Genomic DNA, 13,919 nt, shown 5'->3' on the forward strand with positions numbered 1-13,919 from the left:
CGCTCGATGTCGGTCGCTCTTGCTGGCGGTCCGTCCCGCTCACCGGGGCCTCATCGGTCATGCGTCGTGACGTTACCCGGCTACGCTGTCGGGCGTGAGCGAGCATTTCTTGGTGACCGGCGGCGCCCGGCTGACAGGCAACGTGGCAGTGACCGGCGCCAAGAACAGTGTGCTCAAGCTGATGGCAGCCACCCTGCTGGCCGAGGGAACGAGCACTATCACCAACTGTCCGGACATCCTGGACGTGCCACTCATGGCCGAGGTGCTGCGGGGATTGGGTGCGACGGTTGAGCTAGAAGGTGATGTCGTCAGGATCACTTCACCGGATGAGCCCAAGTACGACGCCGACTTCGCGGCGGTCAGGCAGTTTCGCGCCTCGGTCTGTGTCCTGGGGCCCCTGGTGGGCCGATGCCGGCGGGCCAAGGTGGCGTTACCGGGCGGAGATGCGATCGGGTCGCGGCCTCTCGACATGCATCAGGCGGGCCTGCGGCAGCTCGGAGCGGAGTGCACCATCGAGCATGGGTGCGTGGTCGCGGAGGCAAAAGCCTTGCACGGGGCCGACATTCAGCTTGAATTCCCTTCTGTCGGCGCCACGGAGAACATCTTGATGGCGGCAGTGCTTGCCGATGGTGTCACCACCATCCACAACGCGGCGCGTGAACCTGATGTGGTGGACCTGTGCACCATGCTGGTCCAGATGGGTGCGCAGATAGAAGGCGCGGGAACGTCGACACTGACGGTGAACGGCGTGCCGACCCTTCATCCCACCGAGCATCGCGTCATCGGAGACCGAATCGTCGCTGCCACTTGGGGTCTCGCGGCCGCAATGACGCGCGGCGATGTGACCGTCACGGGTGTGGATCCCGAGCATCTGCAGTTGGTGCTGCACAAACTGCATGATGCGGGCGCCACGGTCACGCAGAACGACAACGGTTTCCGTGTCGTTCAGTACGAGCGTCCCAAAGCGATCAACGTGGCCACGCTGCCGTTCCCAGGATTTCCAACTGACTTGCAGCCCATGGCAATTGGCCTTGCCGCGATAGCCGACGGCACATCCATGATCACCGAAAACGTCTTCGAGGCCCGATTCCGCTTTGTCGAGGAGATGATGCGGCTGGGGGCAGATGCGCGGACCGATGGACACCATGCGGTGGTTCGGGGTATCCGGCAACTGTCCAGTGCTCCGGTCTGGTCGTCGGACATCCGTGCCGGCGCGGGCCTGGTGCTGGCGGGTCTAGTGGCGGATGGCGTCACGGAGGTATACGATGTCTTTCATATCGACCGCGGTTACCCGTTGTTCGTGGAGAACCTCCAGAGCTTGGGTGCCGAAGTCGAGCGGGTCAGCTAGCGCTGACCAAGCCCCTAACCCGAAGTTGACTCAAGTCCATCGGACTTGGTACAGTGGTGGGGTTGCCCTGAAAGAGCGAGGCCGGGACGAGGAAGCAATTCCAAAATTCCGGTTCTAGGTTGGTGCGCAGTTGACCAGCCAAAACCCGGAGTACGACTCAAGTTCATTGAATTTGATTTAGCTCTCGGGTTGTTCATGAAGAGCAAAAGCCGAAATTGACGAAGTAATTCGGAAATGTCGGCGATCGGATGGTGTGCAAGTGACCAGCCAAAACCGGGAATTTGCTTCGAGTTCACGAACTTGATACGGTTTCCCAGTCACTCGGAAGAGTGAAAGTCGGAATTCAGGAAGAAATTCCAGAATGTCGGCGATCGGATGGTGTGCAGGTGACCAGCCAAAACCGGGAATTTGCTTCGAGTTCACGAACTTGATACGGTTTCCCAGTCACTCGGAAGAGTGAAAGTCGGAATTCAGGAAGAAATTCCAGAATGTCGGCGATCGGATGGTGCGCAGGTGACCAGCCAAAACCGGGAATTTGACTCAGGTTCACGAACTTGATACGGTTTCCGAGCCGCCCGGAAGGGCGGAGGCGAGAATGAGGGAAGAAATTCCGGAATTCGGTGCCACAACAAATTGAATGTGTTGTTTGAGAACTCAATAGTGTGTCAGTGTTTATATAGACATTTTATGTCGATAACAATTCTTTTGACAGTTGTTTTGTCGGGATTAAATTTTGTTTGGAGAGTTTGATCCTGGCTCAGGACGAACGCTGGCGGCGTGCTTAACACATGCAAGTCGAACGGAAAGGCCCTTCGGGGTACTCGAGTGGCGAACGGGTGAGTAACACGTGGGTGATCTGCCCTGCACTCTGGGATAAGCCTGGGAAACTGGGTCTAATACCGGATAGGACCACACACTTCATGGTGAGTGGTGCAAAGCTTTTGCGGTGTGGGATGAGCCCGCGGCCTATCAGCTTGTTGGTGGGGTAATGGCCCACCAAGGCGACGACGGGTAGCCGGCCTGAGAGGGTGACCGGCCACACTGGGACTGAGATACGGCCCAGACTCCTACGGGAGGCAGCAGTGGGGAATATTGCACAATGGGCGCAAGCCTGATGCAGCGACGCCGCGTGAGGGATGACGGCCTTCGGGTTGTAAACCTCTTTCAGTAGGGACGAAGCGAAAGTGACGGTACCTACAGAAGAAGGACCGGCCAACTACGTGCCAGCAGCCGCGGTAATACGTAGGGTCCGAGCGTTGTCCGGAATTACTGGGCGTAAAGAGCTCGTAGGTGGTTTGTCGCGTTGTTCGTGAAAACTCACAGCTTAACTGTGGGCGTGCGGGCGATACGGGCAGACTAGAGTACTGCAGGGGAGACTGGAATTCCTGGTGTAGCGGTGGAATGCGCAGATATCAGGAGGAACACCGGTGGCGAAGGCGGGTCTCTGGGCAGTAACTGACGCTGAGGAGCGAAAGCGTGGGTAGCGAACAGGATTAGATACCCTGGTAGTCCACGCCGTAAACGGTGGGTACTAGGTGTGGGTTTCCTTCCTTGGGATCCGTGCCGTAGCTAACGCATTAAGTACCCCGCCTGGGGAGTACGGTCGCAAGACTAAAACTCAAAGGAATTGACGGGGGCCCGCACAAGCGGCGGAGCATGTGGATTAATTCGATGCAACGCGAAGAACCTTACCTGGGTTTGACATGCGCAGGACGTATCTAGAGATAGGTATTCCCTTGTGGCCTGCGTGCAGGTGGTGCATGGCTGTCGTCAGCTCGTGTCGTGAGATGTTGGGTTAAGTCCCGCAACGAGCGCAACCCTTGTCCTATGTTGCCAGCGGGTAATGCCGGGGACTCGTAGGAGACTGCCGGGGTCAACTCGGAGGAAGGTGGGGATGACGTCAAGTCATCATGCCCCTTATGTCCAGGGCTTCACACATGCTACAATGGCCAGTACAGAGGGCTGCGAAGCCGCAAGGTGGAGCGAATCCCTTAAAGCTGGTCTCAGTTCGGATTGGGGTCTGCAACTCGACCCCATGAAGTCGGAGTCGCTAGTAATCGCAGATCAGCAACGCTGCGGTGAATACGTTCCCGGGCCTTGTACACACCGCCCGTCACGTCATGAAAGTCGGTAACACCCGAAGCCAGTGGCCTAACCTTTTGGAGGGAGCTGTCGAAGGTGGGATCGGCGATTGGGACGAAGTCGTAACAAGGTAGCCGTACCGGAAGGTGCGGCTGGATCACCTCCTTTCTAAGGAGCACCATTTCCCAGTCGAATGAACTGGGAACATAAAGCGAGTATCTGTAGTGGATACATGCTTGGTGAATATGTTTTATAAATCCTGTCCACCCCGTGGATAGGTAGTCGGCAAAACGTCGGACTGTCTTAAGAATTGAAACGCTGGCACACTGTTGGGTCCTGAGGCAACACATTGTGTTGTCACCCTGCTTGGTGGTGGGGTGTGGTCCTTGACTTATGGATAGTGGTTGCGAGCATCTAAACATAGCCTCGCTCGTTTTCGAGTGAGGCTGGTTTTTGCAATTTTATTAGCTAAGTTCTTAAGGGCACATGGTGAATGCCTTGGCACTAGAAGCCGAAGAAGGACGTAGGAGGCTGCGATAAGCCTCGGGGAGCTGCCAACCGAGCTTTGATCCGAGGATGTCCGAATGGGGAAACCCAGCACGAGTGATGTCGTGTTACCCACTGCTGAATATATAGGCTTTGGGAGGAAACGCGGGGAAGTGAAACATCTCAGTACCCGTAGGAAGAGAAAACAACCGTGATTCCGTGAGTAGTGGCGAGCGAAAGCGGAAGATGGCTAAACCGCATGCATGTGATACCTGGTAGGGGTTGTGTGTGCGGGGTTGTGGGAGTTGTACTTGTCGGTTCTACCAGGCCGGCGGACAGTAAAAAAGTGTCGTGATTAGCGGAAGTGGTCTGGGACGGCCCGCCGCAGACGGTGAGAGTCCGGTACGCGAAAATCCGACACCTGTCTCGTACTTCATCCCGAGTAGCAGCGGGCTCGTGGAATCTGCTGTGAATCTGCCGGGACCACCCGGTAAGCCTAAATACTCTCTAGTGACCGATAGCGGATTAGTACCGTGAGGGAATGGTGAAAAGTACCCCGGGAGGGGAGTGAAATAGTACCTGAAACCATGTGCCTACAATCCGTCAAAGCCTCCTTGTGGGGTGATGGCGTGCCTTTTGAAGAATGAGCCTGCGAGTCAGGGACACGTCGCGAGGTTAACCCGTGAGGGGTAGCCGTAGCGAAAGCGAGTCTGAATAGGGCGCCCATAGTGGCGTGTTCTGGACCCGAAGCGGAGTGATCTACCCATGGCCAGGGTGAAGCGGCGGTAAGACGCCGTGGAGGCCCGAACCCACTTAGGTTGAAGACTGAGGGGATGAGCTGTGGGTAGGGGTGAAAGGCCAATCAAACTCCGTGATAGCTGGTTCTCCCCGAAATGCATTTAGGTGCAGCGTCGCGTGTTTCTTGTTGGAGGTAGAGCTACTGGATGGCCGATGGGCCCTACTAGGTTACTGACGTCAGCCAAACTCCGAATGCCAACAAGTTAGAGCGCGGCAGTGAGACGGCGGGGGAGAAGCTCCGTACGTCGAGAGGGAAACAGCCCAGATCGCCGGCTAAGGCCCCTAAGCGTGTACTAAGTGGAAAAGGATGTGCAGTCGCGAAGACAACCAGGAGGTTGGCTTAGAAGCAGCCACCCTTGAAAGAGTGCGTAATAGCTCACTGGTCAAGTGATTGTGCGCCGACAATGTAGCGGGGCTCAAGTACACCGCCGAAGCCGCGGCATTCATGCAATACATTCCCTTCGGGGCAGTGGCATGGATGGGTAGGGGAGCGTCCTGCACCCAGCGAAGCTGCGAAGTGATTCAGCAGTGGAGGGTGCGGGAGTGAGAATGCAGGCATGAGTAGCGACAGGCAAGTGAGAAACTTGCCCGCCGAATGACCAAGGGTTCCTGGGCCAGGCTAGTCCTCCCAGGGTAAGTCGGGACCTAAGGCGAGGCCGACAGGCGTAGTCGATGGACAACGGGTTGATATTCCCGTACCCGTGTGTGCGCGCCCATGATGAATCATCGGTACTAACCACCCAAAAGGTTCTAGATCAATCTCTTCGGAGTGCGACGTGAACCCGCTGCGTGGGACCTTCGGTGGTAGTAGTCAAGCGATGGGGTGACGCAGGAAGGTAGCTGTACCGGTTAGTGGTTATACCGGAGCAAGCCCGTAGGGCGACATCTAGGCAAATCCGGATGTCATAAGCCTGAGAGGTGACGCATAGCCGATTGAGGCGAATTCAGTGATCCTATGCTGCCAAGAAAAGCCTCTAGTGAGTTCACACACGGCCCGTACCCCAAACCAACACAGGTGGTCAGGTAGAGAATACTAAGGCGTACGAGATAACTATGGTTAAGGAACTCGGCAAAATACCCCCGTAACTTCGGGAGAAGGGGGACCTCGCTTGGTGACCGGACTTGCTCCGCGAGCTGGACGAGGTCGCAGAGACCAGTGAGAAGCGACTGTTTACTAAAAACACAGGTCCGTGCGAAGTCGCAAGACGATGTATACGGACTGACGCCTGCCCGGTGCTGGAAGGTTAAGAGGACCCGTTAACCCTTGGGTGAAGCGGAGAATTTAAGCCCCAGTAAACGGCGGTGGTAACTATAACCATCCTAAGGTAGCGAAATTCCTTGTCGGGTAAGTTCCGACCTGCACGAATGGCGTAACGACTTCTCAACTGTCTCAACCATAGACTCGGCGAAATTGCACTACGAGTAAAGATGCTCGTTACGCGCGGCAGGACGAAAAGACCCCGGGACCTTCACTATAGCTTGGTATTGGCGTTTGGTTCGGTTTGTGTAGGATAGGTGGGAGACTGTGAAGTAGGCACGCCAGTGTTTGTGGAGTCATCGTTGAAATACCACTCTGATCGTATTGAACCTCTAACCTCGGACCGTATATCCGGTCCAGGGACAGTGCCTGGTGGGTAGTTTAACTGGGGCGGTTGCCTCCTAAAATGTAACGGAGGCGCCCAAAGGTTCCCTCAACCTGGACGGCAATCAGGTGTTGAGTGCAAGTGCACAAGGGAGCTTGACTGCGAGACCTACAAGTCGAGCAGGGACGAAAGTCGGGACTAGTGATCCGGCACCTCTGAGTGGAAGGGGTGTCGCTCAACGGATAAAAGGTACCCCGGGGATAACAGGCTGATCTTCCCCAAGAGTCCATATCGACGGGATGGTTTGGCACCTCGATGTCGGCTCGTCGCATCCTGGGGCTGGAGCAGGTCCCAAGGGTTGGGCTGTTCGCCCATTAAAGCGGCACGCGAGCTGGGTTTAGAACGTCGTGAGACAGTTCGGTCTCTATCCGCCGCGCGCGTCAGAAACTTGAGGAAACCTGTCCCTAGTACGAGAGGACCGGGACGGACGAACCTCTGGTGTACCAGTTGTTCCACCAGGAGCACGGCTGGATAGCTACGTTCGGACAGGATAACCGCTGAAAGCATCTAAGCGGGAAACCTATTCCAAGACCAGGTTTCTTACCCTTTTAGAGGGATAAGGTCACCCACAGACTATGGGTTCAATAGGCCAGACCTGTAAGCGTAGTAATACGTTCAGGGAACTGGCACTAATCGACCGAAAACTTACTAATAAAACCGCAACCACTATTCTTCGTCTTTTGACGATCACACTCCACCACCAGATAACTTGTGTGTTAATCACACGAAAGAGTTACGGCGGCCACAGCGAGAGGGAAACGCCCGGTCCCATCCCGAACCCGGAAGCTAAGCCTCTCAGCGCCGATGGTACTGTTCTTAACACGGAACGGAAGAGTAGGACACCGCCGAACATAAATTGGAAATGCCCCCCAGGAAACTGGGGGGCATTTTCATTTCTACGGTAGATTTCTGCAGGTGTTCAAGGGCCGCTTCAAGTTGAAGCCCACTGTCACCACGGTGGGTGCAGTGGTACTCGTGCTGGTCATTTACGTGGGATTCCTCGCGATTTATCGAATACTGGATCATCACTCGGGGCCGCCGTCGGCCGATCTGGATTTGTCTCGCGACAACGAGACCGTGGTGGTCATTGATCTGCAGGACCTGCGAACGGTAAACAATCGGCTCGATGCCGAGGTGGTGGTGCTACCGGCGAAAACGACCCTCGATGCCTTCGGTTTGTTGAATGCCGACATGTCCGTTCGCTTGGTTTCCTCGCTGGACTACGGCGAGCGGTATTTTCCGCGGGGCACGCTGCCGGCGGCTATGGATGACACTCTGATTGCGACGGGCGATGCCCAGTCGTGGCCGTTTGATGAGTACTCGACGGGAAATCTGCGCGCGGAGGTCATGGTGGGCAATGGCGAAGGACGCCGTCCTGTGCCCGCGCGTATCGAAGTGATCGGAAGTTTGGGTGGTTGGCGGGTGTCGACGGATACGTCGCAGGCGCCGGCGGGCAAGGGGGATCAGACGACCGTCAGATTGGTGCGGGCCCGTGGCACCCTGGCTTTCGATGTCGGTATCTGTCTGGTCTTGATCACCCTGCCGACGATGGCACTGATTGTCGCGATCGAGACCGTACGCGGGGTGAAGAAATTCCATCCGCCCCTGACAACATGGTTCGGAACGATGCTGTTCGCGATCGTTCCGCTGCGGAACATCCTGCCCGGCGCTCCGCCTCCGGGCGCCTGGATAGACCAGGCTTTGGTGCTCTGGGTGCTTATCGCACTGGTGGTGGCGATGGTGCTCTATGTCGAAGCGTGGTGGAAGCAGTCAGACTAGGCGGCTCAGGCCACCGGTACCGCAAGCTCGGTGGGCTCGGTACGGCCGCGCAGCGTCACCGTATCGCCCGAGCGCCAATGCAAGGCTTCGCGATGGTGCGCACGTAACACGGTGTTGAGGGACGCCACCAGATGCCCCGGTACAGCCTTGGACAATTCGCAGAGCCTGGCCGCCTCATTGACGGGATCGCCGATCACCGTGTACTCGAATCGGTCATGGGCGCCGATGTTTCCAGCCACTGCTTGTCCCGAGGCCACGCCGATACCGGCCTGACATTCGGGCACTTCGATACGGAGGCGGCGGGCGATGGCGCGCGCGGCGGCCAGTGCCTGGCTCTCTGGGCGGTCCAGTCGGACCGGGGCCCCGAAGACCGCGAGGGTTGCGTCGCCCTCGAACTTGTTGACCATGCCCTCGAATCGGTCGATCTCCTCGACGACGACGGTGAAGAACCGGTTGAGCAGCGCGACTACTTCGACGGCGGGGCGGCTGGCTGCCAGGCGGGTGGATCCGACGATATCGGCGAATAGCACTGCGACATGGCGCTCTTCGCCGCCGAGCTCCGGTTTCTGCTGCTCGGCGGCCGCGGCGACCTCGCGGCCGACATGCTTGCCAAAGAGGTCGCGAACGCGCTCGCGTTCCCGGAGCCCCTCCACCATGGTGTTGAAACCAGCCTGGAGCTCACCGAGCTCGGTGCCGTCATAGACGACGAGATTGATATCCAGGTCATTTTGCTCGACTCGCTTGAGGGCCGCCTGCACCTCTTTGACCGGTGTAGAAGTCATCCAGGATGCGATCCAGATGAGGATGAGGCCGAACACGACCGGGAAGGACGAAAGAATGATGACCGCGACCGCTAGCTGATCGATGGTGAAGTTACCGAAGATCAGCGAGCCGAAGGCGGTCAGCATGATGCCCGCGGCGGGGACGCCCGAGCCCAGTGTCCATGCCAGGACCGTGCGAACCATGATTCCGGAGGCGAGCCTGCGGTTGCGCGGCCCTGCTTCCAGGGCGCGTGCGGCGACGGGGCGCATTGCGAACTCGGTGAAGAGGTAGTTTGCGGCACAGACGACCATCCCGCTGAATCCGACGGCGAAGAAGATCTTGGGAATGTAGAGAGGATTTTGCAGTCCGTAGAGCGTGGTGAAGAGGGCGGTTCCTCCTACCCACAGGATCGCCTCGACGACAGTCAGCCGCCACGGCACCGCAAAAGTGTTGCGCTGGTCTGCCTTCGTCGGTGTGCGCTCGTCTATGGCCCAGCGCACCGCCTTGAAAATGCGTCGCGTGCCCCAGATCGCTCCGATGAGCACGGCCAGGGAGACGTACACCGGTACCACTATGAAGTTGAGCCATATCGGCGCGTCGAACACGTTGGGGTCTGGGATCGCGACAATCACCAGGAGAAGGACGACTCCGATCCCGATGAGGTTGGCGGCCACCACGAACACCGTGAGGATCAGCTGGATTCGGATTCTCTGGATCAGCGTGCTCTCGTCATACCGGCCGAGCAGCCAGGATCCGTAGCCGGCGCCGGCCTCGAGTCGGCCGGTCTGCCCAGTGACGGCGGCGAGCGCCGCGCCCACTCGCCGCGATAATGCGCGAATCGAATCCTTTGCCCCGATATTGGCCATAGTTGTCGTCAGCCTAACGCCCTATACAGTGGGCCGGTGCGTCTCGTCGTAGCTCAGTGCACTGTTAATTACGTTGGTCGGTTGACAGCCCACCTCCCGTCTGCCAAGAGGCTGCTGCTCATCAAGGCCGACGGCTCGGTGAGCGTGCACGCCGATGATCGCGCATACAAGCCGCTCAACTGGATGAGTCCGCCGTGCTGGCTCACCGAGACTGAAGACGAGGGTGGCGACGATGCGGGAGAGACCGGCGCCTCGACCGTCTGGGTGGTGGAGAACAAGGCAGGCGAGCAGCTGCGGATCACCATCGAGAACATCGAGCACGATTCCGCGCATGAGCTCGGAGTCGATCCCGGGCTCGTCAAGGACGGGGTGGAGGCGCATCTACAGGAGTTGCTCGCTGAACATGTCGCCTTGCTGGGCGACGGATACACCCTGGTGCGCCGCGAGTACATGACTCCTATCGGTCCGGTGGATCTGCTGTGCCGCGATGCCGATGGTGCGACGGTGGCGGTGGAGATCAAGCGCCGCGGTGAGATCGACGGTGTCGAGCAGCTGACCCGCTATCTCGAACTACTCAACCGCGACACCACGTTGGCGCCGGTCGCTGGCGTCTTCGCGGCGCAACAGATCAAGCCACAGGCCCGCACACTTGCCGAGGACCGCGGGATACGCTGTCTCACACTGGATTACGACGCAATGCGGGGAATGGACTCGGACGAGTTCCGATTGTTCTGACATGGTCCGACACGGAAAGCGTCGTCAACCGCCGCACCGCGACACCCCGGCGGCGCTCTCGATCGGGGGCGACCAGGTTGAGCAGGGCACCGATGGTTTCGACTATCACGTGCGCCGGATCGCCGGAGCACGCGCCCTCAAGGTGTACCGCTGCCCCGGATGTGATCACGAGATTGCGATAGGGGTCGCGCATGTCGTGGTGTGGCCCGCCGGGGACAACCCGGACAGAGCAATGGATGACCGTCGGCACTGGCATACGCCATGCTGGGGCAACCGCGCGAATCGAGGTCCGACGCGCCGATGGAGCTGACGAGAGCTAGTGCGACTGCGTTGGCTGGACGAGCTCGATGAGCACGCCGCCAGTGTCCTTGGGATGCAGGAAGTTGATCCGTGAGTTCGCGGTGCCGATGCGCGGCTCGTCGTACAGCACCCGCACGCCGGCGGCGCGGAGCTGGTCGGTCAGCGCATCGATATCGGTGACGCGGTAGGCCAGCTGCTGCAGTCCGGCGCCCTTGGTGTTCAGGAACTTCGCGATGGGCGAGGCCTCGTTGAGCGGGGCCATCAGCTGGATCTGTGTACTGCCGGGCTCGGCTCCGGGGAAGGACAGCATGGCCTCGCGGACACCCTGACCCTCGTTGATCTCCTCGTGCACCAGGATCATGCCCAGGTGCTCGTGGTACCACTCGATGGCGACATCGAGGTCGGGCACGGCGACACCGACGTGGTCGACAGCGGTTACCAGCCCGGTCGATAGGATCGACGGGACATCAAGAGGAGACGATGTCGTCATAACGCAACGGTAACGCGTTGCAGAAAACGGCGTCCAATCGAGAAGTACTAGGGAGACCCGATGAGCACGTCTGTAATTGTTGCTGGAGCGCGTACGCCCGTTGGCCGGTTCCAGGGTTCTCTCAAGGATTTCTCGGGTGCCGAACTTGGTGGCGTCGCTATTGCGGGCGCCCTGGCGAAGGCCGGGGTGTCCCCGGCGGCCGTCGACTACGTGATCATGGGCCAGGTGCTCACCGCCGGCGCGGGGCAGATCCCGGCGCGTCAGGCCGCGGTTGCCGGCGGAATCGGCATGGACGTCCCGGCGCTCACCATCAACAAGGTGTGTCTTTCCGGTGTGGACGCCATTGCCCTGGCTGACCAGCTGATTCGGGCCGGGGAGTTCGAGGTGGTGGTCGCCGGCGGGCAGGAATCCATGACCAATGCGCCGCATCTGCTGCCCAAGAGCCGGTCCGGGTTCAAGTACGGCGACGTGACACTCATCGATCACATGGCTTTTGACGGTCTGCATGACGCATTCACCGACCAGGCGATGGGCTTGCTCACCGAGCAGCGCAATGTCTCCGACAAGTTCACCCGCGAAGAGCAGGACGAGTTCGCGGCGCGCTCCCACCAGAACGCTGCCCGCGCGTGGAAGGACGGCGTCTTCGCCGACGAGGTGGTCTCGGTGCAGATCCCGCAGCGCAAGGGCGATCCGATCGAGTTCGCCGAGGACGAGGGCATTCGTGCCGACACCACCGCAGCTTCTCTGGCGGGGCTGCGCCCGGCGTTCAGCAAGGACGGCACCATCACCGCGGGGTCGTCGTCGCCGATCTCCGATGGCGCGTGCGCCGTGGTGGTGATGAGCAAGGAGCGCGCGGAGCGCGAGGGCCTGGAGTGGCTCGCTGAGATCGGCGCGCACGGTGTTGTCGCCGGCCCCGACTCCAGCCTGCAGCTGCAGCCGGCCAACGCCATTCGGAAGGCTTGCGCGCGGGAAGGGATTTCCCCCGAGCAGCTCGACTTGGTCGAGATCAACGAGGCCTTCGCGCTGGTCGGGCTGGCCTCGATCAAGGACTTGGGCATCGATCCGGCCAAGGTCAACGTCAACGGCGGCGCGATCGCGATCGGCCACCCCATCGGAATGTCGGGTGCCCGGATCACACTGCATCTGGCGCAGGAGCTCAAGCGCCGCGGCGGCGGCATCGGCGTGGCGGCGTTGTGCGGCGGCGGTGGTCAGGGTGACGCCCTGATCGTGCGGGTGTGATTTACGACGCGCTGTAGTAGGTCCGCTGAAGTGCCGGGCAGCCCATCGGGCAGACTGAGGGCATGACTCAGCTTTTCGACCTGCGCAGCACCGCCAGCAGGTTCCGCACCGTGGCGTTGCTCGAAGCCCTCAGCTGGGCGGGTCTGCTCACCGGGATGTTCTTCAAATACGTGCCGGACCCGGGCAACGAGATCGGCGTGAAGGTATTCGGGTGGATCCACGGGATCGTCTTCATCGCGTACTTGGTGCTGGGGTTCCTGGCGGGGCGTGAATACCGCTGGAAACCGCTCACGTGGTTGCTCGCGCTGTTAGCTGGAATTGCCCCATTGTGCAGTGTGATTTTTGTCATATGGGCCGACAAGACGGGCAAATTGCCCGTTGCGGGCAGCGCGCCGTTGGGTGACGCGGCGCCGTAGTGCGCAGACCGCAACCCGTGACAGACTGGACGGCGTGACCCGACCACGTCCCGCGATGGCTGCGGCCATGTCCGGAGCCGTCGACCTTTCTGCTCTCAAACAGCGCGCGCAGGAGCCTGCCGCGCCTCGTGAGCCCGCAGCCGGTGGTGACTGGACCGTTGAAGTAACCGAGGCGAATCTCGAAGCCGAGGTGCTGGAGCAGTCCAACCGCGTGCCGGTCATCGTGCTGCTGGGTTCGCCGCGCAGCGAGGCTTCGGCGGCACTTGCCGCGACACTGGGTGATCTGGTGGCCGAGGACCGCGGAAAGTGGACCCTCGCGCGGGTGAATGTCGACACTAATCCGCAGATCGCACAGGTCTTCGGTGTGCAGGCCGTGCCGACCGTGGTGGCCGTGGCCGCCGGACGGCCCATCACCAGCTTCGCCGGACCGCAGCCGGCCGATCAGCTGCGGCGCTGGCTCGACTCGATCCTCGATGCGGTCGCCGGCAAGCTGCCCGACGCCGATACGCGCGAGGGCGACGAGGCCGAGGAGGCCGAAGACAGCATCGACCCCGAGCTGGCCGCCGCGCGTGACGCCCTGGATTCAGGAGATTTCGAGGCGGCCCGTACCGCCTATCAAGGTCTGCTGGATGCAGGCGCCACCGGTGTGGTGGCCGCCGAGGCGACGGCGTCGGTGCGCCAGATCGGGTTCCTGATCCGTGCGACGGGTCAACGCCAGGACGCGGTGCTTGTTGCCGATGCGGCTCCGCGTGACGTCGAGGCAGGATTGGCCGCCGCCGATGTGGAAGTGCTTTCCCAGTTGCCGGATTCGGCCTTCGATAGGTTGGTCGCGCTGGTTCGCGTGACCAGCGACGAGGACCGGGCCACGGTGCGCGCCCGCTTGTTGGAGCTTTTCGAGCTGTTCGATCCCGCCGATCCCGCGGTGGTTGCGGGGCGGCGCAAGCTCGCCAACGCCCTGTTCTAGTTCGGCCGACT

Annotated in this window: 9 protein-coding genes and 3 rRNA genes; 10 read left to right on the forward strand and 2 right to left on the reverse strand. The window is 60.1% G+C overall.

The features are described from left to right. Nucleotides 1-94: 94 nt before the first annotated feature. The 5 genes from murA (at nucleotide 95) to B4393_RS02315 (ending at nucleotide 8,136) form a co-directional block, all read left to right on the forward strand. Nucleotides 95-1,348, forward strand: coding sequence for a UDP-N-acetylglucosamine 1-carboxyvinyltransferase (gene murA, locus B4393_RS02285; RefSeq protein WP_070935805.1), 1,254 nt, complete (start codon nucleotides 95-97; stop codon nucleotides 1,346-1,348). 734 nt (nucleotides 1,349-2,082) lie between these two features. Beyond that, nucleotides 2,083-3,598, forward strand: a 16S ribosomal RNA gene (locus tag B4393_RS02300). 298 nt (nucleotides 3,599-3,896) lie between these two features. Then, nucleotides 3,897-7,010 (forward strand): 23S ribosomal RNA (locus B4393_RS02305). Between the two features lie 81 nt (nucleotides 7,011-7,091). Further along, a 5S ribosomal RNA gene (rrf, locus tag B4393_RS02310) occupies nucleotides 7,092-7,208 on the forward strand. Together the 16S, 23S and 5S rRNA genes form the textbook arrangement of a ribosomal RNA operon. Before the next feature lie 58 nt (nucleotides 7,209-7,266). After that, the gene (locus tag B4393_RS02315) at nucleotides 7,267-8,136 is read left to right on the forward strand and encodes a DUF4436 domain-containing protein (RefSeq protein WP_078332745.1); all 870 of its coding nucleotides are present in this window, start codon (nucleotides 7,267-7,269) and stop codon (nucleotides 8,134-8,136) included. A 5-nt stretch (nucleotides 8,137-8,141) separates the two neighbouring features. On the opposite strand, the gene B4393_RS02320 is transcribed toward B4393_RS02315, so the two are convergent. Next, entirely contained in the window at nucleotides 8,142-9,764 is a 1,623-nt protein-coding gene (locus tag B4393_RS02320) for an adenylate/guanylate cyclase domain-containing protein (protein WP_070935801.1), read from the reverse strand. A gap of 36 nt (nucleotides 9,765-9,800) precedes the next feature. On the opposite strand from B4393_RS02320, the gene nucS reads away from it, so the two are divergent. Both nucS and B4393_RS02330 read left to right on the forward strand, forming a co-directional pair. Beyond that, nucleotides 9,801-10,499, forward strand: a complete 699-nt coding sequence (nucS, locus tag B4393_RS02325; RefSeq protein ID WP_078332746.1) for an endonuclease NucS — start codon at nucleotides 9,801-9,803, stop codon at nucleotides 10,497-10,499. Nucleotide 10,500: 1 nt separating this feature from the next. Continuing rightward, on the forward strand, nucleotides 10,501-10,809 hold the full coding sequence (locus B4393_RS02330) for a hypothetical protein (protein WP_078332747.1): 309 nt from the start codon (nucleotides 10,501-10,503) through the stop codon (nucleotides 10,807-10,809). A 6-nt stretch (nucleotides 10,810-10,815) separates the two neighbouring features. On the opposite strand, the gene mce is transcribed toward B4393_RS02330, so the two are convergent. Further along, complete coding sequence (gene mce / locus B4393_RS02335) at nucleotides 10,816-11,289, reverse strand: methylmalonyl-CoA epimerase (RefSeq protein WP_070935795.1); 474 nt, start codon at nucleotides 11,287-11,289, stop codon at nucleotides 10,816-10,818. Between the two features lie 60 nt (nucleotides 11,290-11,349). On the opposite strand from mce, the gene B4393_RS02340 reads away from it, so the two are divergent. From B4393_RS02340 to B4393_RS02350, 3 genes are all read left to right on the forward strand, one after another. After that, on the forward strand, nucleotides 11,350-12,528 hold the full coding sequence (locus B4393_RS02340) for an acetyl-CoA C-acetyltransferase (RefSeq protein WP_078332748.1): 1,179 nt from the start codon (nucleotides 11,350-11,352) through the stop codon (nucleotides 12,526-12,528). 62 nt (nucleotides 12,529-12,590) lie between these two features. Next, nucleotides 12,591-12,944: a DUF3817 domain-containing protein gene (locus B4393_RS02345; protein WP_078332749.1), complete on the forward strand. Its 354-nt coding sequence runs from the start codon at nucleotides 12,591-12,593 to the stop codon at nucleotides 12,942-12,944. A gap of 34 nt (nucleotides 12,945-12,978) precedes the next feature. Beyond that, nucleotides 12,979-13,908, forward strand: a complete 930-nt coding sequence (locus B4393_RS02350; protein ID WP_078332995.1) for a tetratricopeptide repeat protein — start codon at nucleotides 12,979-12,981, stop codon at nucleotides 13,906-13,908. The last annotated feature ends 11 nt before the right edge of the window (nucleotides 13,909-13,919 follow it).

This window comes from Mycobacteroides franklinii (genome assembly GCF_002013895.1).
In the GTDB taxonomy this organism is placed as follows: Bacteria; Actinomycetota; Actinomycetes; order Mycobacteriales; family Mycobacteriaceae; genus Mycobacterium; species Mycobacterium franklinii.

Coding starts and splice junctions, on each gene's coding strand:
- B4393_RS02320 (WP_070935801.1), bottom strand. CDS start 9,764: ATGGCCAATATCGGGGCAAAGGATTCGATTCGCGCATTATCGCGGCGA.
- B4393_RS02340 (WP_078332748.1), top strand. CDS start 11,350: ATGAGCACGTCTGTAATTGTTGCTGGAGCGCGTACGCCCGTTGGCCGG.
- B4393_RS02345 (WP_078332749.1), top strand. CDS start 12,591: ATGACTCAGCTTTTCGACCTGCGCAGCACCGCCAGCAGGTTCCGCACC.
- B4393_RS02330 (WP_078332747.1), top strand. CDS start 10,501: ATGGTCCGACACGGAAAGCGTCGTCAACCGCCGCACCGCGACACCCCG.
- mce (WP_070935795.1), bottom strand. CDS start 11,289: ATGACGACATCGTCTCCTCTTGATGTCCCGTCGATCCTATCGACCGGG.